Annotated in this window: 17 protein-coding genes and 7 tRNA genes; 21 read left to right on the top strand and 3 right to left on the bottom strand. The window is 54.6% G+C overall.

All coding sequences use genetic code 11. From position 1 onward, the window contains the following. Positions 1-215: 215 nt before the first annotated feature. Together glnS and nagE are read right to left on the bottom strand one after the other, a co-directional pair. The gene (gene glnS / locus WM95_RS07145) at positions 216-1883 is read right to left on the bottom strand and encodes a glutamine--tRNA ligase (RefSeq protein WP_063409259.1); all 1668 of its coding nucleotides are present in this window, start codon (positions 1881-1883) and stop codon (positions 216-218) included. A 170-nt stretch (positions 1884-2053) separates the two neighbouring features. Then, positions 2054-4075 (bottom strand): N-acetylglucosamine-specific PTS transporter subunit IIBC, encoded by a 2022-nt coding sequence (gene nagE, locus WM95_RS07140; RefSeq protein WP_074166152.1) that lies wholly within the window; start codon positions 4073-4075, stop codon positions 2054-2056. Between the two features lie 328 nt (positions 4076-4403). Between nagE and nagB the strand changes: the two genes are divergently transcribed. The 12 genes from nagB to WM95_RS07080 all read left to right on the top strand — a co-directional run bounded on the left by nagB (position 4404) and on the right by WM95_RS07080 (position 11270). Continuing rightward, on the top strand, positions 4404-5204 hold the full coding sequence (nagB, locus tag WM95_RS07135) for a glucosamine-6-phosphate deaminase (protein ID WP_023310765.1): 801 nt from the start codon (positions 4404-4406) through the stop codon (positions 5202-5204). A 55-nt stretch (positions 5205-5259) separates the two neighbouring features. Continuing rightward, positions 5260-6408 carry an N-acetylglucosamine-6-phosphate deacetylase gene (gene nagA / locus WM95_RS07130; protein WP_023310764.1) on the top strand — a complete coding sequence of 383 codons (1149 nt, stop codon included), beginning with the start codon at positions 5260-5262 and terminating at the stop codon, positions 6406-6408. Positions 6409-6416: 8 nt separating this feature from the next. After that, complete coding sequence (gene nagC / locus WM95_RS07125; protein ID WP_021242995.1) at positions 6417-7637, top strand: DNA-binding transcriptional regulator NagC; 1221 nt, start codon at positions 6417-6419, stop codon at positions 7635-7637. Between the two features lie 45 nt (positions 7638-7682). Continuing rightward, positions 7683-8435: a ribonucleotide monophosphatase NagD gene (gene nagD / locus WM95_RS07120; protein WP_023310763.1), complete on the top strand. Its 753-nt coding sequence runs from the start codon at positions 7683-7685 to the stop codon at positions 8433-8435. Positions 8436-8684: 249 nt separating this feature from the next. Continuing rightward, a complete protein-coding gene (gene asnB / locus WM95_RS07115) occupies positions 8685-10349 on the top strand; it encodes an asparagine synthase B (protein ID WP_063409261.1) in 1665 nt (554 codons plus the stop codon). Positions 10350-10575: 226 nt separating this feature from the next. Next, positions 10576-10652, top strand: a tRNA-Met gene (locus tag WM95_RS07110). An 8-nt stretch (positions 10653-10660) separates the two neighbouring features. After that, positions 10661-10745 (top strand) — tRNA-Leu (locus WM95_RS07105). A 23-nt stretch (positions 10746-10768) separates the two neighbouring features. Beyond that, a tRNA-Gln gene (locus WM95_RS07100) sits at positions 10769-10843 on the top strand. A gap of 32 nt (positions 10844-10875) precedes the next feature. Then, positions 10876-10950, top strand: a tRNA-Gln gene (locus WM95_RS07095). A 17-nt stretch (positions 10951-10967) separates the two neighbouring features. Next, positions 10968-11044, top strand: a tRNA-Met gene (locus tag WM95_RS07090). A 40-nt stretch (positions 11045-11084) separates the two neighbouring features. Next, positions 11085-11159, top strand: a tRNA-Gln gene (locus WM95_RS07085). A 36-nt stretch (positions 11160-11195) separates the two neighbouring features. Next, a tRNA-Gln gene (locus tag WM95_RS07080) sits at positions 11196-11270 on the top strand. 109 nt (positions 11271-11379) lie between these two features. Here WM95_RS07080 and ubiF read toward each other — a convergent pair. Next, on the bottom strand, positions 11380-12555 hold the full coding sequence (gene ubiF, locus WM95_RS07075) for a 3-demethoxyubiquinol 3-hydroxylase (RefSeq protein WP_063409262.1): 1176 nt from the start codon (positions 12553-12555) through the stop codon (positions 11380-11382). 135 nt (positions 12556-12690) lie between these two features. Between ubiF and miaB the strand changes: the two genes are divergently transcribed. From miaB to WM95_RS07030, 9 genes are all read left to right on the top strand, one after another. After that, on the top strand, positions 12691-14115 hold the full coding sequence (miaB, locus tag WM95_RS07070) for a tRNA (N6-isopentenyl adenosine(37)-C2)-methylthiotransferase MiaB (RefSeq protein WP_023310760.1): 1425 nt from the start codon (positions 12691-12693) through the stop codon (positions 14113-14115). A 163-nt stretch (positions 14116-14278) separates the two neighbouring features. After that, positions 14279-15325 (top strand): PhoH family protein, encoded by a 1047-nt coding sequence (locus tag WM95_RS07065; RefSeq protein WP_023310759.1) that lies wholly within the window; start codon positions 14279-14281, stop codon positions 15323-15325. Then, on the top strand, positions 15322-15789 hold the full coding sequence (gene ybeY, locus WM95_RS07060; RefSeq protein ID WP_008501052.1) for an rRNA maturation RNase YbeY: 468 nt from the start codon (positions 15322-15324) through the stop codon (positions 15787-15789). The genes WM95_RS07065 and ybeY overlap by 4 nt, the downstream gene beginning before the upstream one ends. An 89-nt stretch (positions 15790-15878) precedes the next feature. Continuing rightward, positions 15879-16757: a CNNM family magnesium/cobalt transport protein CorC gene (gene corC / locus WM95_RS07055; RefSeq protein WP_021242574.1), complete on the top strand. Its 879-nt coding sequence runs from the start codon at positions 15879-15881 to the stop codon at positions 16755-16757. A 5-nt stretch (positions 16758-16762) separates the two neighbouring features. After that, on the top strand, positions 16763-18301 hold the full coding sequence (lnt, locus tag WM95_RS07050; protein ID WP_059446431.1) for an apolipoprotein N-acyltransferase: 1539 nt from the start codon (positions 16763-16765) through the stop codon (positions 18299-18301). A 352-nt stretch (positions 18302-18653) separates the two neighbouring features. Beyond that, positions 18654-19559, top strand: coding sequence for an amino acid ABC transporter substrate-binding protein (locus WM95_RS07045; RefSeq protein ID WP_008501049.1), 906 nt, complete (start codon positions 18654-18656; stop codon positions 19557-19559). A gap of 155 nt (positions 19560-19714) precedes the next feature. Further along, a complete protein-coding gene (locus WM95_RS07040) occupies positions 19715-20455 on the top strand; it encodes an amino acid ABC transporter permease (RefSeq protein WP_023310756.1) in 741 nt (246 codons plus the stop codon). Beyond that, positions 20455-21129, top strand: a complete 675-nt coding sequence (gltK, locus tag WM95_RS07035) for a glutamate/aspartate ABC transporter permease GltK (RefSeq protein ID WP_014883002.1) — start codon at positions 20455-20457, stop codon at positions 21127-21129. Before WM95_RS07040 ends, gltK begins: the two co-directional genes overlap by 1 nt. Continuing rightward, positions 21129-21854, top strand: coding sequence for an amino acid ABC transporter ATP-binding protein (locus WM95_RS07030; protein WP_014883001.1), 726 nt, complete (start codon positions 21129-21131; stop codon positions 21852-21854). The genes gltK and WM95_RS07030 overlap by 1 nt, the downstream gene beginning before the upstream one ends.

The raw sequence follows: 21854 nt of genomic DNA, 5'->3' as shown, positions 1-21854 counted from the left end.
CAGGTATTTCAGTGGCTAGACATGGATTATCTTTCCTTTTTTATCACCTTTTTGTTTTTCGTAATGACACAAACTTTTTTTAAAAAAATAAGTAGCACCTCATTGACCTGATATTTTTATCACACCTTTTTAGGCCCTGTCTTAATACCCTGATCGTTAAATAAAAAAACGCCGCATGGTGCGGCGTTTGTCTCTCATTGACCAGACCAGCAATATTATTCGCCGATCTTCGTCCAGGTATCACGCAGACCTACGGTACGGTTGAATACCGATTTTTCCGCCGTGCTGTAACGGCTGTCCAGGCAGAAGTAACCTTCACGTTCGAACTGGAACGCTTTGCCCGCTTCAGCGGCTTTCAGAGAAGGCTCCGCATAACCCTGCTTGATCACCAGAGATTCCGGGTTGATGGTCGCCAGGAAGTCTTCCGCTGCACCTGGGTTAGGCACGCTGAACAGGCGATCGTACAGGCGAATTTCTACCGGCAGCGCGTGAGAAGCGCTCACCCAGTGAATAACGCCCTTCACCTTGCGGCCGTCTGCAGGATCTTTGCTCAGCGTTTCAGCGTCATATGAACAGAAGATGGTAGTGATATTCCCTTCTGCATCTTTCTCTACGCGCTCGGCTTTGATGACGTAGGCGTTACGCAGACGCACTTCTTTGCCCAGCACCAGACGTTTGTACTGCTTGTTGGCTTCTTCGCGGAAGTCAGCGCGGTCAATCCAGATCTCGCCGCTGAACGGCACGTCACGGCTTCCCATTTCCGGTTTGTTCGGATGGTTAGGCATGGAGACCAGCTCGCTTTCACCCTGCGGATAGTTTTCGATAACCAGTTTCACCGGATCGATAACCGCCATCGCGCGCGGAGCGTTTTCGTTGAGATCTTCGCGAATGCAGGATTCCAGGGAGGCCATTTCGATGGTGTTATCCTGCTTGGTCACGCCGATACGTTTGCAGAACTCACGAATAGAGGCGGCAGTGTAACCACGACGACGCAGACCCGAGATGGTTGGCATACGCGGGTCATCCCAGCCCTCAACGTGCTTGTCGGTCACCAGCAGGTTCAGCTTACGCTTGGACATCACGGTGTATTCCAGGTTCAGACGAGAGAACTCGTACTGGCGCGGATGCACAGGAATGGTGATGTTATCCAGAACCCAGTCGTACAGACGACGGTTGTCCTGGAACTCCAGCGTACACAGAGAGTGCGTAATGCCTTCCAGCGCATCGCTGATGCAGTGGGTAAAGTCGTACATCGGATAGATGCACCACTTGTTGCCGGTCTGATGGTGTTCCGCAAACTTAATGCGGTACAGCACCGGATCGCGCATCACGATGAACGGAGACGCCATGTCGATTTTGGCACGCAGGCACGCTTTGCCTTCTTCGAAGCCGCCGGCACGCATTTTTTCAAACAGCGCCAGGTTCTCTTCCACGCTGCGATCGCGGAACGGGCTGTTTTTGCCCGGCGCGGTCAGCGTACCGCGATATTCACGGATTTCATCAGCAGACAGTTCGTCAACATACGCCAGACCCTTGTTGATCAGTTCAACCGCGTAGGCGTACAGCTGATCAAAATAGTCAGAGGAGTAGCAGATATCGCCAGACCAGTTGAAGCCCAGCCATTGCACGTCATTCTTGATGGACTCAACGTATTCGATGTCTTCTTTTACTGGGTTGGTGTCATCGAAACGCAGGTTGCACTGTCCCTGGTAGTCTTGCGCAATGCCAAAGTTCAGGCAGATGGACTTCGCATGCCCGATATGCAGGTAGCCGTTCGGCTCCGGCGGGAAGCGGGTATGAACTGTGGTGTGCTTACCACTGGCCAGATCTTCATCGATGATCTGACGAATAAAGTTACTCGGGCGGGCTTCTGCCTCACTCATCGTGGATTCCTCAAAGCGTAAACAACGTATAACGGCATATGATCTTATAAGCCGGACGTAGTGACAACCCTTAAAACGTCTCTGAAGAAAATAATGGGGGCTTTTGCTGCAAAAAAAAGCGGCGGAGGATAATCCCCCGCCGCTTAAGGCATGACTCTACTCAGGAGCGATTACTTGCCTTTAATCTCATACAGCGGCGTTTGCCCCGCAACAACCTGACCTTTCGCCTGAATGACCAGGCCACTGAAGTCGTCGATGTTGCTGCAAACGACCGGGCTTATCATGGAGCGCGCGTTGGCGTTCAGGAAGTCCAGATCCATTTCCAGAATCGGCTGCCCGGCCACCACTTCATCGCCCTCTTCCACCAGGCGAGTAAAGCCCTGACCGTTCAGCGCAACGGTATCGATACCCATGTGGACAACGATCTCCGCGCCATTTTCGGTTTCGAGGCAGAACGCGTGGTTGGTGTTGAAGATTTTCACGATGGTACCGGCCGCCGGAGACACAACGATTTTTTCCGTTGGTTTCACCGCCACACCGTCACCCACCGCTTTGCTGGCGAAGGCTTCGTCAGGCACCTGCTCAATCGCAACCACTTCACCTGTTACCGGTGAAACCAGCGCGGCTACCGTTTTAGCGTTCGGTACCGCCTGCGGTTTTGCAGCCGCTGGCGCGGCGGCAGGGGCGGCAGAAGCTTCTGCTGCGGCTACCGGACCGGTGGTTTTCATGGCGTTAGCAATTTTCTCTGCCACAAAGCCAACGATAATCTGCACGCTGGTTTTGTTCAGGCGAATAACACCGGAAGCACCCAGACGTTTAGCCAGCGCTTCGTTCACCAGGGAAGAGTCTTTGACGTTCAGACGCAGACGAGTGATACAGGCGTCGATACCGGTCAGGTTGTCAGAACCGCCGACAGCGGCGATGTACTGACGCGCCAGGCCTGAAACGTCCTGATCCTGAGCACCGCTCACGTTCACATCCTGACCATCCGCTTCGCTACCGGCCACGGCCAGTTCACGACCCGGGGTCATCAGGTTGAATTTGGTGATAGTGAAACGGAACACCATGTAGTAGATCGCGAAGAACACCAGACCTTGCGGGATCAGCATCCACCAGTGGGTCGCCAGCGGGTTACGGGACGACAGCACCATATCCACCAGACCGGCGCTGAAGCCGAAACCGGCAATCCAGTGCATGCTGGCAGCGATGAACACGGAGATACCGGTCAGCACGGCGTGGATCACATACAGAACCGGCGCCACGAACATGAAGGAGAACTCCAGCGGCTCGGTGATACCGGTGAAGAAGGCCGCGAATGCCCCCGCCATCATGATACCCAGCACTTTCGCTTTGTTCTCTGGACGCGCGCAGTGGTAGATAGCCAGCGCAGCACCCGGCAGACCAAACATCATGATCGGGAAGAAGCCCGCCTGGTAACGGCCGGTGATACCGACAACCGCTTTACCTGCTTCGATGGACTGTGCGCCACCCAGGAAGTTAGGGATATCGTTAATACCGGCAACGTCGAACCAGAATACGGAGTTCAGCGCGTGGTGCAGACCGACCGGGATCAGCAGACGGTTGAAGAACGCGTACACGCCCGCACCGACAGAACCCAGTTTCTGGATGTGCTCACCGAAGTTCACCAGACCGTCGAAGATCATCGGCCAGACGTACATCATGATGAACGCGACAACGATCATCACAAACGAGGTCAGGATAGGAACCAGGCGGCGACCGCTAAAGAAGGAGAGCGCTTTCGGCAGCTCTACGCTGCTGAAGCGGTTATACAGTTCGGCGGAGATGATACCCACAAGGATACCGACAAACTGGTTGCTGATCTTACCGAACGCCGCCGGAACCTGGTCCGCCGGAATTTTTTGGATCATGGCCACCGCTGCAGGCGAGCAGAGGGTGGTTAACACGAGGAAACCGACAAAACCGGTCAGCGCAGCGGCACCGTCTTTGTCTTTGGACATACCGTAAGCCACACCAATCGCGAACAACACGGACATGTTGTCGATAATGGCGGAACCTGACTTGATAAAGAACGCCGCCAGCGCGCTGGTATTACCCCAGCCGTTGGGGTCGATCCAGTAGCCGACACCCATCAGGATGGCTGCGGCAGGCAGCGTGGCGACCGGCACCATAAGCGCGCGGCCAACCTTTTGTAAATAACCTAGAATACTCACTTTCTTCCCCCTATGAGACCCCGTTTAAGGCATGTTCTCAGCTCTGTTTTTTATTGTGTCACGAACTATAGATACAGTTGATGCTTCACTGGCATTGTGAGTGTGTGAAAAATTAATTCGTATCGCAAATTAAACGCGTACTTTTTGTGATTTTTGTCACCAAATATCGTTATTTACCCTCCCTTATACTGGCTAACAGCGAAAACTTATTTTATCATTCAAAAAATCAAGGCGGATTGATCCGGCCTGAAAGTTTCCAGGTTACGCTTAAGTATCAGGTTCCGATAGCCATCCGCCCACTCTTCTACTTTAACTCTTGAGGTGAACAATGAGACTGATTCCCCTGGCAACTGCTGAACAAGTCGGTAAATGGGCCGCTCGCCATATCGTTAACCGCATTAACGCCTTTAAACCGACCGCCGATCGTCCTTTCGTTCTTGGACTTCCGACAGGCGGCACGCCGCTGACCGCCTATAAGGCGCTGGTTGAGATGCATAAAGCAGGCCAGGTTAGCTTCAAACATGTTGTAACCTTCAATATGGATGAATACGTTGGCTTACCGAAAGACCACCCGGAAAGCTACCATAGCTTTATGCACCGCAATTTCTTTGATCACGTTGATATTCCATCTGAAAATATTAACCTGCTGAATGGAAACGCGCCTGATATTGACGCAGAATGCCGTCAGTATGAAGAAAAAATCCGTTCTTACGGTAAGATCCACCTGTTCATGGGTGGCGTGGGCAACGATGGTCATATCGCGTTCAACGAACCGGCGTCATCTCTGGCTTCCCGCACCCGTATTAAAACGCTGACCCATGACACGCGCGTGGCAAACTCCCGCTTCTTTGACGGCGATGTTAACCAGGTTCCAAAATACGCCCTGACCGTTGGCGTAGGCACCCTGCTGGATGCCGAAGAAGTGATGATTCTGGTGCTGGGCGGCGTGAAAGCGCAAGCGCTCCAGGCTGCCGTTGAAGGCAACGTAAACCATATGTGGACCATCAGCTGCCTGCAGCTGCATCCGAAATCAGTCATCGTCTGTGACGAACCGTCCACGATGGAGCTGAAGGTTAAAACGCTGAAATACTTCAACGAGTTAGAAGCTGAGAACATCAAAGGTCTGTAATTGAATAACCGCCTCTTCACCAAGAGGCGGCCGCTTTTTTTAACCGGGGGTCGTTATGTACGCTTTAACCCACGGTCGGATTTATACCGGCCATGAAATTCTGGATGACCATGCGATTGTTATCGCTGATGGCCTGATTGAACGTGTTTGCCCGCTGGCAGAACTGCCGCCGGAGATTGAACAGCGCTCACTCAATGGAGCAGTAATCTCCCCCGGTTTCATCGACGTACAGCTCAACGGCTGCGGCGGTGTGCAATTCAATGACACCGCGGATGCGGTGACGGTCGAAACGCTGGAGATCATGCAGAAAGCCAACGAGAAATCGGGCTGCACCAGCTATCTGCCAACGCTCATCACCAGCAGTGATGACCTCATGAAGCAGGGTATCCGCGTGATGCGCGAATACCTGGCCAAACACCCTAACCAGGCGCTGGGTCTGCACCTTGAAGGGCCATGGCTGAATATGGTCAAGAAAGGAACGCATAACCCGAATTACGTGCGTAAACCTGATGCGGAACTGGTTGACTACATGTGTGCGAACGCCGATGTGATCGTCAAAGTGACGCTGGCGCCTGAAATGACGGGTACGGATGTCATCAGCAAACTGGCTGGTGCCGGGATTATCGTTTCAGCAGGTCACTCAAACGCGACGCTGAAAGAAGCGAAAGCCGGTTTCCGCGCGGGGATTACCTTCGCAACGCACCTATACAACGCCATGCCGTATATCACAGGCCGTGAACCGGGTCTGGTCGGGGCGATTCTGGATGAGCCAGACGTCTACTGCGGCATTATTGCTGACGGCATGCACGTCGATTACACCAACATCCGCAACGCTAAGCGGCTGAAAGGTGACAAGCTTTGTCTGGTGACGGATGCCACCGCACCGGCAGGTGCAAATATTGAGCAGTTCATTTTTGCCGGTAAAACAATATACTACCGCAATGGACTGTGTGTGGATGAAAACGGTACGCTGAGCGGTTCCTCTTTGACCATGATTGAAGGGGTGCGTAACCTGGTTGAACATTGCGGGATTGCGCTTGATGAAGTCCTGCGTATGGCAACCCTTTATCCGGCTCGCGCAATGGGCGTGGATAAACAGCTTGGCGGAATTGCACCAGGTATGGTTGCAAACCTGACGGCATTCACACACGATTATAAAATTATTAAGACCATCGTTAATGGTAACGAGGTCGTCACTGAGTAAGTAAAAGTATGACACCTGGCGGACAAGCTCAAATCGGTAATGTCGATCTCGTTAAACAACTTAACAGTGCGGCGGTATACCGCCTGATTGACCAGCACGGACCAATCTCGCGAATTCAGATAGCCGAACAAAGCCAGCTTGCTCCCGCCAGCGTGACAAAAATTACCCGTCAGCTCATTGAGCGCGGTCTGATCAAAGAAGTCGATCAGCAGGCCTCCACCGGGGGCCGCCGCGCCATCTCCATTATTACCGAAACCCGCAATTTTCAGGCCATTGGCGTCCGTCTGGGCCGTCATGACACCACGCTCACGCTGTACGATCTGAGCAGTAAAGCCATTGCGGAAGAGCACTACCCTCTTCCGGAGCGCACCCAGGAGACGCTGGAGCATGCGCTGCTGAATACCATCGCGCAGTTTATTGAAAGCTGTCAGCGCAAGATCCGCGAACTCATCGCCATCTCCGTGATTCTGCCCGGCCTGGTCGACCCCGAAAGCGGCGTTATCCGCTATATGCCGCACATTCAGGTTGAAAACTGGGGACTGGTCGACGCGCTGGAAAAGCGTTTTAAAGTGACCTGCTTTGTGGGCCACGACATTCGCTCGCTGGCGCTGGCAGAGCACTACTTTGGTGCGAGCCAGGACTGCGAAGACTCTATTCTGGTGCGCGTTCACCGCGGAACGGGCGCCGGTATTATCTCTAACGGCCGTATTTTTATTGGTCGCAACGGTAACGTCGGCGAGATTGGCCACATTCAGGTTGAGCCTCTCGGGGAGCGCTGCCACTGCGGCAACTTCGGCTGTCTTGAAACGATTGCCGCCAACACGGCCATCGAGCAGCGCGTTCGCCATCTCCTTGAACAGGGTTACCAAAGCCGCGTCACGCTGGACGATTGCAAAATTGGCACCATCTGCAAAGCCGCCAATAAGGGTGACGCACTGGCCTGCGAAGTGATCGAGCAGGTAGGCCGTCATCTGGGGAAAACCATCGCCATCGCCATTAACCTGTTTAACCCACAAAAAGTGGTGATCGCCGGTGAAATTGTGGAGGCGGAAAAGGTGCTGCTCCCCGCCATTGAAGGCTGTATTAACACCCAGGCGCTGAAAGCATTCCGCCAGAACCTCCCGGTGGTTCGTTCAAAGCTTGACCATCGCTCGGCGATCGGCGCGTTCGCGCTGGTCAAACGCGCCATGCTCAACGGAATTCTGCTGCAGCATTTGCTGGAAAGTTGATCGGACCTTATAGTAACGCCTTCTTTTTTTGATGTCGGACTGTCCATGACCATTAAGAATGTAATTTGTGATATCGACGGCGTGCTGATGCACGACAACGTTGCCGTGCCGGGTGCTGCGGAGTTTCTTCACCGCATCATCGACAAAGGAATGCCTCTGGTTCTGCTCACGAACTACCCTTCCCAAACCGGTCAGGATCTGGCTAACCGCTTTGCCACGGCGGGCGTCGACGTTCCGGACAGCGTGTTTTATACCTCGGCAATGGCCACGGCGGACTTTCTTAAGCGTCAGGAAGGGAAAAAAGCCTACGTGGTGGGTGAAGGTGCACTGATACACGAGCTGTACAAAGCTGGCTTTACCATCACTGACGTGAACCCGGACTTTGTGATTGTCGGCGAAACGCGCTCCTTTAACTGGGAGATGATGCATAAGGCAGCATACTTTGTCGCCAGCGGCGCGCGCTTTATCGCTACCAACCCGGATACGCACGGCCGTGGTTTTTATCCGGCCTGCGGCGCGCTGTGCGCCGGTATCGAAAAAATCTCAGGTCGTCAGCCGTTTGTGGTCGGTAAACCGAGCCCGTGGATCATTCGTGCCGCGCTCAACAAGATGCAGGCCCACTCTGAAGAAACCGTTATTGTCGGCGACAACCTGCGCACCGATATTCTGGCCGGATTTCAGGCGGGTCTGGAGACGATTCTGGTCCTCTCCGGCGTCTCTCAACTTGATGACATTGATTCGATGCCGTTCCGGCCAAGCTGGATTTACCCCTCCGTCGATGAAATCGACATCATCTGATACCGAACCACGCCGCAGGGCGTGGTTTTTCATTTATAGCCTACACAAACAGAACACCATCTAACAAAAAACACGTTTTATTGCACAATCATCAATAAAATAATCCATGACGTACTCTTTTTTCACTATTCCGCAATCACTGTTGCACTATTTCCGTTTTCACCCGTAAAACGCTTGCGCGCCCTGCCCCTTTGCGGCATTTTCATAAGCAAGCAACATTACAAAGCAACAGGGTTAACGGAGAAGGTTATGTGTTCAATTTTTGGCGTACTGGATATTAAAACTGACGCGGGCGAACTGCGTAAAAAGGCACTCGAACTGTCCCGCCTGATGCGCCACCGCGGTCCGGACTGGTCAGGCGTTTACGCCAGTGACAAAGCGATTCTGGCTCACGAACGTCTGTCTATTGTTGACGTCAACGCCGGTGCACAGCCGCTGTATAACGAGAAAAAAACGCACGCGCTGGCTGTCAACGGTGAAATCTACAACCACCAGGCGCTGCGCGCCGAATACGGCGACCGCTACGCGTTCCAGACCGGTTCTGACTGTGAAGTGATCCTGGCGCTGTATCAGGAGAAAGGGCCCGAGTTCCTGGACGACCTGCAGGGCATGTTTGCCTTCGCCCTGTACGACAGCGAAAAAGACGCTTACCTCATTGGCCGTGACCATATCGGCATTATCCCGCTGTACATGGGCCACGATGAGCACGGCAACCTCTACGTCGCCTCTGAAATGAAAGCCCTGGTGCCGGTATGCCGCACCATTAAAGAGTTCCCGGCGGGCAGCTATCTGTGGAGCAAAGACGGCGAGATCCGCTCCTATTACCAGCGCGACTGGTTCGACTATGATGCGGTGAAAGACAACGTCACGGACAAAGCCGAGCTGCGTCAGGCCCTGGAAGATTCCGTGAAAAGCCACCTGATGTCCGACGTGCCGTACGGCGTGCTCCTCTCCGGCGGTCTGGACTCCTCCGTGATCTCCGCGATCACCAAGAAATTCGCGGCCCGTCGCGTGGAAGATCAGGAGCGCTCAGAAGCCTGGTGGCCACAGCTGCACTCTTTTGCCGTTGGCCTGGAAGGCGCACCTGACCTGAAAGCCGCGCAGGAAGTGGCGAACCACCTCGGCACCGTGCACCATGAGATTCACTTCACCGTGCAGGAAGGTCTGGATGCGATCCGCGATGTGATCTATCACATTGAAACCTATGACGTAACCACTATCCGCGCCTCAACGCCGATGTACCTGATGTCGCGTAAGATCAAAGCGATGGGCATCAAGATGGTGCTCTCCGGTGAAGGGTCTGACGAAGTGTTTGGCGGCTACCTGTACTTCCACAAGGCGCCAAACGCCAAAGAGCTGCACGAAGAGACCGTGCGCAAGCTGCAGGCGCTGCACATGTTCGACTGTGCGCGTGCCAACAAAGCGATGTCGGCCTGGGGCGTGGAAGCGCGCGTGCCGTTCCTCGATAAGAAATTCCTCGACGTGGCGATGCGCATCAACCCGCAGGACAAGATGTGCGGCAACGGCAAAATGGAAAAACATATCCTGCGTGAATGTTTTGAATCCTACCTGCCGGCGAGCGTGGCATGGCGTCAGAAAGAGCAGTTCTCTGATGGCGTAGGCTATAGCTGGATCGACACCCTGAAAGAGGTCGCGGCGAAACAGGTTTCTGACCAACAGCTGGAAACCGCGAGCTTCCGCTTCCCGTACAACACGCCGGGCTCGAAAGAGGCCTATCTGTATCGTGAAATTTTTGAAGAGCTGTTCCCGGTACCGAGCGCCGCGGAGTGCGTACCGGGTGGCCCGTCCGTCGCCTGCTCTTCTGCCAAAGCGATTGAATGGGATGAATCTTTCAAATCCATGAACGATCCGTCAGGACGCGCGGTAGGCGTTCACCAGTCAGCCTACAAATAATCACTCAGATCGCAATCAGGCCCCTCAGGGGCCTGATTTTTTTGCCTCACATTTCACCGCCTAAATCTGATTAATAACCAATAATTGCCGAATATTCGGTCACGCTGTTCGCAACCTAACCAAACAGTCACATTCCGGCTATTTTCGTTGAAAAAGGTGTTGACGCTGCAAGGGTCTATACGCATAATGCGCCCCGCAACGCCGATAAGGTAACGCGAAAAAAGATGGCTACGTAGCTCAGTTGGTTAGAGCACATCACTCATAATGATGGGGTCACAGGTTCGAATCCCGTCGTAGCCACCATCTTTTTTGCGGGAGTGGCGAAATTGGTAGACGCACCAGATTTAGGTTCTGGCGCCGCAAGGTGTGCGAGTTCAAGTCTCGCCTCCCGCACCATTCCCGGGTAAGCGTTGCACGGATGGGGTATCGCCAAGCGGTAAGGCACCGGTTTTTGATACCGGCATTCCCTGGTTCGAATCCAGGTACCCCAGCCATATTTCTTCGATTTTGCGGTTCTCCGCGGTATTGGGGTATCGCCAAGCGGTAAGGCACCGGTTTTTGATACCGGCATTCCCTGGTTCGAATCCAGGTACCCCAGCCATCGAAGATTGCAGTACTGGCTACGTAGCTCAGTTGGTTAGAGCACATCACTCATAATGATGGGGTCACAGGTTCGAATCCCGTCGTAGCCACCAAATTAAGATTGTCGATTTTTCGGTAATCAACAAAAATTGTTGGGGTATCGCCAAGCGGTAAGGCACCGGATTCTGATTCCGGCATTCCGAGGTTCGAATCCTCGTACCCCAGCCAATTTAAAAAGTCGTTAAGCAGTTTGTTTAACGCAATTGGGGTGTCGCCAAGCGGTAAGGCTCTGGTTTCTGATACCAGCATTCCGGGGTTCGAATCCCTGCACCCCAGCCACTTAAGTAACAAAAAAGCCCGCTCTGCGGGCTTTTTTGTTTTTGTTGTTAGTATTGTGCGGCCTGATGCCCTCACCCTGACCCTCTCCCACGGGGAGAGGGAATGAAAACTAAAGTCCTAAGGCGTATTTCAGCGCCTGACGCTTCAAACCACCTGCACGCTCCGCTGCCATCAATCCAATATTACGCAGAATGCGCACCGGGGCTAAGTCATTGCTGAACCCGGCATAGAACAGATCCATCCCCGACTGCATAATAAAGTTATCCGCCATGCGTCGCGTCTGGTAACGCTTGAGAATCTGATGGCTGGCCCAGTTTTCCGCGTGCCCGCGGGCGCTGCTCAGCACATCCAGTAACGCATCGACATCACGGTACCCCAGATTCACGCCCTGCCCGGCCAGCGGATGAATGGTGTGCGCTGCATCGCCCACCAGCGCCAGCCCTTCACGGGCATACTGCAAAGCATGGCGCCGAGTGAGGGGAAACGCCCCGGCAGCCACCGGCGTAACGTTGCCCAGACGGCTCGGAAAATGCAGGCGAATTTCCCGCTGCAATTGTTCCATTGAAAGCCCCTGCAGCTGGCGAATGCGTGCCGGTTTGTCGTACCAGACCAGCGATGCCCAGTTATCAAACAGCGGTAAAAACGCATGCGGGCCATTCGGCGTAAAGTGCTGCCACGTGCTTTCTCCCGGCGCATTCTCGCACTCGACGGTAATCAGCATGCAGGACTGCTTATACTGCCAGGCATGAACGCCAATTCCCGCCATCTGTCGGACCTGCGAGTTAGCGCCGTCCGCTCCGACGACGAGCTTAACGGCCAGTTCATCGCCGCTGTCGAGCGTCAGCGAATACCCGCTCTCCTGAGGATGTAGAGACTTAATCGACGCCGGAACGCGCAGCGTCACCTTCGGGTGCGCATCCAGCGCCTGCCAGAGCGCCTGCTGAAGCACGTTGTTTTCCACCATATAACCCAGGCGCGGCAGCTTCAGCTCAGCGGCATCAAACGCGACGTGGGCATTTTCCCACTCCCAGGTTTCAAGACGGCTATAGGGGTGCGCGCGCATCGCCAGCACCGCCTCCCAGACGCCCAGCCCGCGCAGCAGATCGACGGACGCCGCGCTGATAGCGGAAATGCGCACATCCGGTTTGCTGGCGGGATCGAAGGCCGGCGGTGCAGCCTGTTCGATTACCGTTACCTCAAATCCCTGCTGCGCCAGCCCCAGCGCCAGCGCGCCGCCGACCATACCGCCGCCGACAACGGCAACTTCGGTGTGTAGGAGTGTCATGGTCAATTTTCCTTATTGGAGAATCCCTTAAGTTTACCGGATTTTTGCGGTCCTGAGACACATAACCTTCATACTGGTCACAACCCCACCAAAGCATTACAATACGCGGCTTGCAATCCTGAGCTGAGCAAGTCGATGACTAAAAAACTCCATATAAAAACCTGGGGCTGTCAGATGAACGAATACGATTCATCCAAGATGGCCGATCTGCTGGATTCAACCCACGGATACCAGCTGACAGAAAATGTGAAAGAAGCGGACGTGCTGCTGCTGAACACCTGTTCGATTCGTGAAAAAGCGCAGGAAAAAGTCTTTCACGTGTTAGGCCGCTGGAAGCTTCTCAAGCGAAAAAATCCGGACCTGATCATCGGCGTGGGTGGCTGCGTTGCGTCGCAGGAAGGTAAGCTGATCCGCCAGAGAGCCCCGTATGTGGATATTGTCTTTGGTCCTCAGACCCTGCACCGCCTGCCGGAGATGATCAATCAGGTTCGCGGCAGCCGCAGCCCGGTCGTTGACGTCAGCTTCCCGGAAATCGAAAAGTTTGACCGTCTGCCGGAGCCGCGCGCCGATGGCCCGACCGCCTTCGTCTCCATCATGGAAGGCTGCAACAAATACTGCACTTACTGCGTGGTGCCTTACACCCGCGGTGAAGAAGTCAGCCGTCCGGCAGACGATATTCTGTTTGAAATTGCGCAGCTTGCCGCACAGGGCGTTCGCGAAGTGAATCTGCTGGGCCAGAACGTAAACGCCTGGCGCGGGGAAAACTACGACGGCACCACCGGCAGCTTTGCCGAGCTGCTGCGTCTGGTGGCCGCGATTGACGGTATAGACCGCATTCGCTTTACCACCAGCCACCCGATGGAGTTTACCGACGACATCATTGACGTGTATCGCGATACGCCAGAGCTGGTGAGCTTCCTGCACCTGCCGATTCAGTGTGGCTCTGACCGCGTGCTGAACCTGATGGGCCGCCCGCATACGGTGCTGGAGTACAAGTCCACCATTCGTAAGCTGCGTGAAGCGCGTCCGGATATCCAGATCAGCTCCGACTTTATCGTCGGCTTCCCTGGCGAAACCGCTGATGACTTCGAGCGCACCATGAAGCTCATCGGTGAAGTGAATTTTGACGTCAGCTACAGCTTCATCTTCTCTGCGCGTCCTGGAACACCTGCGGCCGATATGGTTGACGATGTGCCGGAAGAAGAGAAAAAGCAGCGTCTGTATATTCTGCAGGAGCGTATTAACCAGCAGGCCAACGCGTGGAGCCGCCGTATGCTCGGCACCGTTCAGCGCATTCTGGTGGAAGGCACCTCCCGCAAGAGCATTATGGAACTCTCCGGTCGTACCGAAAACAACCGCGTGGTGAACTTTGAGGGCACCCCGGATATGATCGGTAAATTCGTGGACGTCGAGATTGTTGAAGTGCTGACCAACTCGCTGCGCGCGAAGCTGGTACGCACCGAGGACGAAATGGGCCTGCGTATTGCCGAGTCACCGGAATCCGTGATCTCTCGTACCCGTAAAGAAAACGATTCTGGCGTGGGGATTTACCAGCCTTAATCCTCCTGGCCTGCCTTTCCGGCAGGCCTTGTATTTCCTCTCATCGTCCCCAATATCTTCCGCAACGCTTGCGCCTTTATTCTGTGGCGTGAATAATTTCGGTAATGACCGTTTTATTACGCCCTATCGCAATGGGTCAGTTAAACAATTAAAGAGGAACAGTTTGAATATAGATACGCGTGAAATTAGCCTTGAGCCAGCAGACAACGCTCGCCTGCTGAGCCTGTGCGGGCCGTTTGATGACAACATCAAACAACTGGAACGACGTCTGGGTATCGAAATCAATCGTCGCGATAATCATTTCAAACTTACCGGACGCCCTATCTGCGTCAACGCCGCTGCGGACATTCTGCGTAGCCTGTATGTTGATACCGCCCCAATGCGCGGCGAAACGCAGGATATAGAGCCGGAACAGATCCACCTCGCCATTAAAGAGGCGCGCGTGCTTGAGCAAAGCGCGGAAAGCGTGCCGGACTACGGTAAAGCAATCAATATCAAGACCAAACGTGGCGTCATTAAGCCGCGTACGCCAAACCAGGCGCAGTACATCGCCAATATCCTCGACCACGACATCACCTTCGGCGTGGGTCCGGCGGGTACGGGTAAAACCTATCTGGCCGTTGCCGCTGCGGTAGATGCGCTGGAACGCCAGGAGATACGTCGCATCCTGCTGACCCGCCCTGCCGTCGAAGCGGGCGAAAAGCTGGGCTTCCTGCCGGGCGATCTGAGTCAAAAGGTCGACCCGTATCTGCGTCCTTTATACGATGCGCTGTTCGAGATGCTCGGCTTTGAGAAGGTCGAGAAGCTCATTGAGCGTAACGTTATCGAAGTTGCCCCGCTCGCCTACATGCGCGGTCGTACGCTGAACGATGCGTTCATCATTCTCGATGAGAGCCAGAACACCACCATCGAACAGATGAAGATGTTCCTGACGCGTATCGGCTTTAACTCGAAAGCGGTCATTACCGGAGACGTCACCCAGATCGACCTGCCGCGCAGCACCAAATCAGGCCTGCGCCACGCGATTGAGGTTCTGGCCGAGGTCGACGAAATCAGCTTTAACTTCTTCCACAGTGAAGACGTGGTACGCCACCCGGTGGTCGCGCGTATCGTTAACGCCTATGAAGCCTGGGAAGAGGCGGATCAGAAGCGTAAGGCCGAACTGGCCGCAGAACGTAAGCGCGAAGCGCAGGAGCAAGAACAGAAATGAGTCAGGTGATCCTCGATTTACAGCTGGCCTGTGAAGACAATTCCGGCATGCCAGATGAGGCACAGTTTCAGAAATGGCTGGATGCCGTTATTCCTCAGTTTCAGGAAGAATCAGAAGTTACGATTCGCCTGGTGGATGAAGCAGAAAGTCATGAGCTTAACCTGACCTATCGCGGGAAAGATAAGCCGACCAACGTGCTCTCTTTCCCGTTTGAAGCGCCTCCGGGCATTGAGATGCCGCTGCTGGGCGATCTGATCATCTGCCGTCAGGTGGTTGAACAGGAAGCGAAAGAGCAGCAAAAGCCGCTTGAGGCCCACTGGGCGCATATGGTGGTACACGGCAGCCTGCATCTGCTCGGCTACGATCACATTGAAGATGACGAAGCGGAAGAGATGGAGTCCCTCGAGACAGAGATAATGCTTGCTCTGGGCTATGAGGATCCGTACATTGCCGAGAAAGAATAGTCCGTCACCTGACTGACTCACATGCCGCCACGAAAGGATATCGCGTGGCGGTAAACGTTGAACTAACAAGAGAACCCTTAACAAACGCCATGAGCGACGACAATTCACACAGTAGCGACACGACAACCAGTAAAAAGGGATTTTTCTCCCTCATTCTGAACCAGCTTTTCCACGGCGAACCCAAAAACCGTGATGAACTGCTGGAGCTGATTCGTGATTCCGGGCAGAACGACCTTATCGACGAAGATACGCGCGAAATGCTCGAAGGGGTTATGGACATCGCCGACCAGCGCGTTCGCGATATCATGATCCCCCGCTCGCAGATGATCACCCTGAAACGTAACCAGACCCTAGACGAGTGCCTCGATGTGATCATCGAATCGGCCCACTCGCGTTTCCCGGTCATCAGCGAAGACAAAGATCACATCGAAGGGATTTTGATGGCGAAAGATCTGCTGCCGTTTATGCGCAGCGATGCCGAAGCCTTCAGCATGGAAAAAGTGTTACGCCAGGCCGTGGTTGTGCCGGAAAGTAAACGTGTGGATCGGATGCTGAAAGAATTTCGCTCTCAGCGTTACCACATGGCGATTGTTATTGATGAGTTTGGTGGCGTTTCCGGTCTGGTCACGATCGAGGATATTCTTGAGCTGATCGTGGGCGAAATCGAAGACGAGTACGACGAAGAAGAAGATATCGACTTCCGTCAGCTTAGCCGCCACACCTGGACCGTGCGCGCGCTGGCCTCGATTGAGGACTTCAACGACGCCTTCGGTACCCACTTCAGCGATGAAGAGGTCGATACCATTGGCGGGCTGGTGATGCAGGCCTTTGGCCACCTCCCGGCGCGCGGTGAGACCGTTGACATCGACGGTTACCAGTTCAAAGTGGCAATGGCCGACAGCCGACGTATTATACAGGTTCACGTCAGAACGCCGGACGACTCACCGGTGCCAAAACTGGAAGATTAATGTAAATGGCATTTGCCCCACTGCTTGAACGCCAGCGCGTCCGTTTGCTGCTGGCGCTGTTACTCGGAGCCAGCGGTACGCTGGCTTTTTCTCCTTACGATATCTGGCCTGCGGCTATTCTCTCCCTGATGGGGCTTCAGGGCCTGACCCTGAATCGTCGTCCGGTACAGGCTGCGGCCATCGGTTACTTCTGGGGACTGGGGCTGTTTGGCTCAGGCATCAACTGGGTTTATGTCAGCATCGCCCAGTTTGGCGGTATGCCTGGCCCGGTAAACGTCTTCCTGGTGGTATTGCTCGCCGCGTATCTCTCGCTCTATACCGGTCTGTTCGCCGGCATCCTTTCTCGCCTGTGGCCAAAAACCACCTGGCTGCGCGTCGCCATTGCCGCGCCGGTGGTCTGGCAAATAACCGAGTTCCTTCGCGGCTGGGTGCTGACGGGCTTCCCGTGGCTACAGTTCGGCTACAGCCAGATTGACGGCCCCCTGAAGGGGCTGGCGCCGGTAATGGGCGTTGAGGCCATCAACTTCCTGCTGATGGTGGTGAGCGGCCTGCTGGTATTAGCGCTGGTCACACGCTGCTGGAAGCCGCTGGCTGTGGCGCTGGTGCTGTTTGCCCTGCCCTTCCCGCTGCGCTATATCCAGTGGTTCACGCCCGAGCCAGAGCGCACCCTGCAGGTGTCCATGGTGCAGGGGAACATCCCGCAGTCCATGAAGTGGGACGAGAAAGAGCTGCTGAATACGCTGAAGATCTACGCCAACGCCACCGAAGAGGTGATGGGAAAATCACAGCTGATTATCTGGCCGGAGTCTGCCATTCCCGATCTGGAGCTCAACCAGCAGCCGTTCCTCAACATGATGAACGACCTGCTGCTGGCGCGCGGCAGCACCCTGATCACCGGGATTGTCGATGCGCGTCTGAATCAGCACAACCGCTACGACACCTACAACAGCATCATTACGCTCGGGAAAGATAGCGAGTACAGCTACCACTCCACTGACCGGTACAACAAGAACCACCTGGTGCCGTTTGGTGAATTTGTCCCGCTGGAGTCGATTCTGCGCCCGCTGGCCCCGTTCTTTGACCTGCCGATGTCCTCTTTCAGCCGCGGCCCTTACGTACAGCCTCAGCTGCACGCGCACGGCCTGGCCCTGACGGCGGCCATCTGCTACGAAATCATTCTCGGCGAGCAGGTACGCGATAACTTCCGCCCGGATACCGACTATCTGCTGACCATCTCCAACGATGCCTGGTTTGGTAAATCAATCGGGCCGTGGCAGCACTTCCAGATGGCACGTATGCGCTCTCTGGAGCTGGCGCGTCCGCTGCTGCGCAGCACCAACAACGGCATCACCGCTGTGATTGGTCCGCAGGGCGAGATTCAGGCGATGATCCCGCAGTTTACCCGCGAGGTACTGACCACTAAAGTCACGCCAACCACGGGGCTGACGCCATACGCGCGCACCGGCAACTGGCCGCTGTGGGTACTGACCGCGCTGTTCGGCTTTGGCGCGGTGCTGATGAGCCTGCGTCAGCGTCGTAAATAACCTTTCCTTCTGTTGCCGGGTGGCGTAGCCGCCACCCGACAATTTTCTCCAGATTCCCATTCTGGCACGCCTATTGCTTTGTTTATTCAGGTAAACGCAGTTTGGCTTAGCGTGCAACTTTGTCGCACCAGCGTAGATCATCGGCAGCACCGAAACGGTGCAACGGGAGATATTTGCCTCTGAATGGTGCGGCGCGCTTCGCAAAAATAAACAATAACGCAGCAAAATCTTTACATTAAGCCAGACTAAATGTTAACAAGCTTGCATAACACTGCACTCGCACTGCGCGAGATATAACAACATCACAATGGGTATCAATGCGTCGCTGGCGCTGATAAAAAAGGAGTTGGGTATGCAATTACGTAAACTGGCCACAGCAATGCTGGTTATGGGAATGTCTGCAGGCGTGGTTCACGCTGAAGATGCTCCGGCAGCAGGCAGCACTCTCGACAAGATTGCCAAAAACGGCGTCATCGTGGTCGGCCACCGTGAATCTTCTGTCCCGTTCTCTTACTACGACAACACGCAAAAAGTCGTGGGCTATTCACAGGATTACTCCAACGCCATCGTTGAAGCTGTGAAGAAAAAGCTGAACAAACCTGACCTGCAGGTGAAGCTGATCCCAATCACTTCACAGAACCGTATTCCACTGCTGCAAAACGGCACCTTTGACTTCGAGTGTGGCTCCACCACCAACAACCTCGAGCGTCAGAAACAGGCTGCCTTCTCTGACACCATCTTTGTCGTGGGCACCCGTCTGCTGACGAAGAAAGGCGGCGAGATCAAAGACTTCGCTGACCTGAAAGGCAAAGCGGTTGTTGTGACCTCTGGTACGACGTCAGAAGTGCTGCTGCACAAGCTGAACGACGAGAAGAAAATGGATATGCGCATCATCAGCGCGAAAGACCATGGCGACTCCTTCCGTACCCTGGAAAGCGGTCGTGCCGTCGCGTTTATGATGGATGATGCTCTGCTGGCGGGCGAACGTGCGAAAGCGAAAAAACCAGACAACTGGGATATCGTCGGTACCGCGCAGTCCAAAGAAGCCTACGGCTGTATGCTGCGTAAAGACGATCCGCAGTTCAAAAAGCTGATCGATGACACCATCGCTCAGGTGCAGACCTCCGGCGAAGCGGAGAAATGGTTCGACAAATGGTTCAAGAACCCGATTCCACCAAAAAACCTGAACATGAATTTTGAACTGTCTGACGACATGAAAGCGCTGTTCAAATCTCCAAACGACAAGGCTCTTAACTAATTAGAACTACAGGGGCGGGAACTCCTGCCCTCTCGATTGTCGGGAAGCATGGACAGACTATACGTTGAGTGGTCGTTCCCCACTCAGCGCGAAAAATGAGCTTCTCACCAATCTTCGAGGGTAGCGCTGCTACCCTTTTTTTTCTGGAGTTTATTATGTCAATAGACTGGAACTGGGGCATATTCCTGCAACAAGCCCCGTTCGGCAACACCACCTATCTTGGCTGGCTGTGGAGCGGCTTTCAGGTCACCGTGGCACTATCGATAACGGCGTGGATTATCGCGTTTCTTGTCGGTTCTCTGTTCGGTATTCTGCGCACCGTCCCTAACCGTTTTCTTTCAACGCTTGGCACCCTGTATGTGGAACTGTTCCGTAACGTTCCGCTGATCGTGCAATTCTTTACCTGGTATCTGGTCATCCCGGAACTGCTGCCGGAAAATATTGGCATGTGGTTCAAGTCGGAGCTGGATCCGAACGTGCAGTTCTTTGTCTCCTCCATGATGTGTCTGGGGCTGTTTACCGCTGCGCGCGTTTGCGAGCAGGTGCGTGCCGCCATTCAGTCATTGCCGCGTGGACAAAAAAACGCGGGCCTGGCAATGGGCCTGACACTGCCCCAAACCTACCGCTACGTGCTGCTGCCTAACGCCTACCGCGTTATCGTTCCGCCGATGACCTCCGAGATGATGAACCTGGTGAAAAACTCGGCCATCGCCTCGACTATCGGCCTGGTCGACATGGCCGCGCAGGCGGGCAAGCTGCTGGATTACTCCGCTCACGCGTGGGAATCCTTCACCGCGATTACGCTCGCGTATGTTCTGATTAACGCTTTCATCATGCTGGTGATGAACCTGGTTGAACGCAAAATCCGCCTGCCGGGTAATCTGGGGGGCAAATAATGTACGAATTTGACTGGAGTTCTATCGTTCCATCCATGCCTTACCTGCTTGATGGCCTGGTGATTACCTTAAAAATCACCGTTATTGCCATCATCATTGGTATCGTCTGGGGCACCCTGCTGGCCGTCATGCGCCTGTCGAGCTTTAAGCCGCTCGCCTGGTTTGCGACCGCCTACGTTAACGTGTTCCGTTCCATCCCGCTGGTGATGGTGCTGCTGTGGTTTTACCTGATTGTGCCCGGTTTCCTGCAGAACGTGCTGGGGCTTTCGCCGAAAACCGATATCCGTCTGATCTCCGCCATGGTGGCGTTCTCAATGTTCGAGGCCGCTTACTACTCGGAGATTATCCGAGCGGGCATTCAGAGTATCTCCCGCGGGCAATCCAGCGCCGCGCTGGCGCTGGGAATGACGCACTGGCAGTCCATGCAGCTCATTATTCTGCCGCAGGCGTTTCGCGCCATGGTTCCGCTCCTGCTGACCCAGGGCATCGTGCTGTTCCAGGATACCTCGCTGGTCTACGTTCTGAGTCTGGCAGACTTCTTCCGTACCGCGTCAACCATCGGTGAACGTGATGGTACGCAGGTCGAAATGGTGCTCTTCGCGGGTGCGGTCTATTTTGTGATTAGTTTAAGCGCGTCGCTGTTGGTCAGCTGGCTGAAGAAAAGGACGGTATAATGATTTCCCTGAAAAATGTTTCTAAATGGTATGGGCACTTTCAGGTGCTGACCGACTGCTCCACCGAAGTCAAGAAAGGCGACGTGGTGGTGGTGTGCGGGCCGTCCGGCTCCGGTAAATCGACGCTGATCAAAACCGTCAACGGACTGGAGCCGGTGCAGCAGGGTGAGATCGTCGTCAACGGCACCAAGGTCAACGACAAGAAAACCAACCTCGCTCAGCTTCGCTCTCACGTTGGCATGGTGTTCCAGCATTTTGAGCTGTTCCCTCACCTCTCCATTATTGAGAACCTGACGCTGGCGCAGGTAAAAGTGCTTAAGCGTGATAAAAAAGCGTCGCGCGAGAAAGGTCTGAAGCTGCTGGAACGCGTTGGGCTTTCGGCGCATGCCGATAAGTTCCCGGCACAGCTTTCTGGCGGCCAACAGCAGCGTGTGGCGATCGCCCGCGCGCTGTGTATGGATCCGGTGGCAATGCTGTTTGATGAGCCAACGTCGGCGCTCGATCCAGAGATGATCAACGAAGTGCTGGATGTAATGGTCGAGCTGGCTCACGAAGGGATGACCATGATGGTGGTGACCCACGAAATGGGCTTCGCCCGTAAAGTGGCCAACCGCGTGATCTTTATGGACGAAGGGAAAATTGTCGAAGACTCACCGAAAGAAGAGTTCTTCGCTAACCCGAAATCCGAGCGTGCGAAAGATTTCCTTGCGAAAATCCTGCACTAA

Source organism: Enterobacter cloacae complex sp. ECNIH7, assembly GCF_002208095.1.
GTDB classification, from domain to species: Bacteria; Pseudomonadota; Gammaproteobacteria; order Enterobacterales; family Enterobacteriaceae; genus Enterobacter; species Enterobacter cloacae_M.
This window is presented reverse-complemented; position numbering and strand designations above follow the sequence as displayed.

What these genes read in the sequence shown, in the direction of transcription:
- glnS (WP_063409259.1), bottom strand. Translation starts at nt 1,883, where the DNA reads ATGAGTGAGGCAGAAGCCCGCCCGAGTAACTTTATTCGTCAGATCATC.
- nagB (WP_023310765.1), top strand. Translation starts at nt 4,404, where the DNA reads ATGAGACTGATTCCCCTGGCAACTGCTGAACAAGTCGGTAAATGGGCC.
- nagA (WP_023310764.1), top strand. Translation starts at nt 5,260, where the DNA reads ATGTACGCTTTAACCCACGGTCGGATTTATACCGGCCATGAAATTCTG.
- nagC (WP_021242995.1), top strand. Translation starts at nt 6,417, where the DNA reads ATGACACCTGGCGGACAAGCTCAAATCGGTAATGTCGATCTCGTTAAA.
- nagD (WP_023310763.1), top strand. Translation starts at nt 7,683, where the DNA reads ATGACCATTAAGAATGTAATTTGTGATATCGACGGCGTGCTGATGCAC.
- asnB (WP_063409261.1), top strand. Translation starts at nt 8,685, where the DNA reads ATGTGTTCAATTTTTGGCGTACTGGATATTAAAACTGACGCGGGCGAA.
- ubiF (WP_063409262.1), bottom strand. Translation starts at nt 12,555, where the DNA reads ATGACACTCCTACACACCGAAGTTGCCGTTGTCGGCGGCGGTATGGTC.
- miaB (WP_023310760.1), top strand. Translation starts at nt 12,691, where the DNA reads ATGACTAAAAAACTCCATATAAAAACCTGGGGCTGTCAGATGAACGAA.
- ybeY (WP_008501052.1), top strand. Translation starts at nt 15,322, where the DNA reads ATGAGTCAGGTGATCCTCGATTTACAGCTGGCCTGTGAAGACAATTCC.
- corC (WP_021242574.1), top strand. Translation starts at nt 15,879, where the DNA reads ATGAGCGACGACAATTCACACAGTAGCGACACGACAACCAGTAAAAAG.
- lnt (WP_059446431.1), top strand. Translation starts at nt 16,763, where the DNA reads ATGGCATTTGCCCCACTGCTTGAACGCCAGCGCGTCCGTTTGCTGCTG.
- WM95_RS07045 (WP_008501049.1), top strand. Translation starts at nt 18,654, where the DNA reads ATGCAATTACGTAAACTGGCCACAGCAATGCTGGTTATGGGAATGTCT.
- WM95_RS07040 (WP_023310756.1), top strand. Translation starts at nt 19,715, where the DNA reads ATGTCAATAGACTGGAACTGGGGCATATTCCTGCAACAAGCCCCGTTC.
- gltK (WP_014883002.1), top strand. Translation starts at nt 20,455, where the DNA reads ATGTACGAATTTGACTGGAGTTCTATCGTTCCATCCATGCCTTACCTG.
- WM95_RS07030 (WP_014883001.1), top strand. Translation starts at nt 21,129, where the DNA reads ATGATTTCCCTGAAAAATGTTTCTAAATGGTATGGGCACTTTCAGGTG.